Here is a 1,409-nt window from a genome sequence, read left to right on the forward strand (position 1 = left end):
GTCGTCCAGCAGGTAGAGATCCACTTCCGGCGAGTACACAAACTCGGATTCGATCGAAAACGGGGAAATATACCGGGCGCGCTCGGTCGAGGCGAGCGCCTTCAGCAGGTGCGACTTGCCTGCCCCGATTTCCCCCCACAGATAGGCAAAATGCTCGCGCGAGCTGCGGTCGGCGAACTGGCGCATCAGCGCAGCTACCTCGGCATTGCGGCCCACCTCGAATGATTCCAGGGTGTGCACCGGCTCCGCGCCCAGGTCAAGCACCAATTGTTTCATTGGTATTGCCCCGGCTTTGTGGTCTTTTGAATAACGATTTCGATCTTCACACTACGCATTATAAAAGCTGCTGCTAAGGTAGTGGCGGCGCAGGTGGCGGAAAGCCACCATCAGCAGGGCGGAAGCGGGCAGCGCCAGCAGTACGCCGACGAAGCCGAACAGCTGTCCGAAAGCCAGCAAGGCGAAAATCACAGCCAGCGGATTCAGGCCGATACGCTCGCCCACCAGGCGCGGCGTGAGGAAAAATCCTTCGATAATCTGGCCGAAACCGTAGATGACGGCCACCGCGATCACGCCGCTCCAGTCGCTGAATTGCAGCACAGCCGACATCAGGGCCAGCAGTAGGCCGAGGCCGAAACCGAGATAGGGAATGAAGACGAGCAGACCGGTCAGGATGCCGACCGGCAGCGCCACGTCGAAGCCCGCCAGCGCCAGCGTGGCCGAGTAGTAGCAGGCCAGCACCAGCATCACCAGCAGCTGGCCGCGCAGATACTGGGCCAGCAGGGTGTCCGCTTCCTGGGCCATGCCGACGGTGGAGCCGATCCAGCGGCGCGGCACGGCCGCGGCGACACGCGCCAGCAGATCATGCCAATCCAGCAACATGTAAAACAACACAACGGGAATCAGCACCGCAGTTGCCAGCCACCCCAGCACGGCCGTACCGCCGATGCGGGCGGAATTCAGCACGGCGGACCAGATCTGGTCGCCGCTCTTGGCCATCTGCTCGGTCACCATGGCCTTGATGCTGGCCGAGTCGAAGCTGAAATCCACGCCCAACTGGTGCAGGCGCGGTCCGAAGGCGTCGTTCATGCGGGCCAGCGCGGTGGGGATGGCGGCTTGCAGCAGGGGGATTTCCTTTTGCAGCACCGGCACCACGATCAGCACCAGGGCAAAGATGGCGGCAAAGAACAGCACCACGACAATGGTCACGGCCAGCGCGCGCGGCAGCGGGAAGCGGGCGAACTTGAAGCGGCTCAGGCGATCCACACCGGGATTCAGCACGTAAGCCAGGATGGCGGCCGCCAGAAATGGCGTCAGCACCGGTCCCAGCGTCACCAGAAGGAACAGGAATGCCAGCCAGACTGCCACCCAAAACACTGTTTGTTTTTGTTCTACCGTGAGGGGAAATGGCA

2 protein-coding genes are annotated in these 1,409 nt (G+C 62.2%); both read right to left on the reverse strand.

Annotated elements, in window-relative coordinates; genetic code table 11:
* The coding region (locus tag AB4Z11_RS31735; RefSeq protein ID WP_442030157.1) for a BREX system ATP-binding domain-containing protein at nt 1–276 on the reverse strand (276 nt) is incomplete at its 3' end.
* Between the two features lie 51 nt (nt 277–327).
* Nucleotides 328–1,409: AI-2E family transporter (locus AB4Z11_RS31740; protein ID WP_442030159.1), on the reverse strand; the 1,082-nt coding region annotated here is incomplete at its 5' end.

This window comes from Pseudoduganella sp. RAF53_2, from assembly GCF_052113985.1.
Classification (GTDB): domain Bacteria; phylum Pseudomonadota; class Gammaproteobacteria; order Burkholderiales; family Burkholderiaceae_D; genus Rugamonas.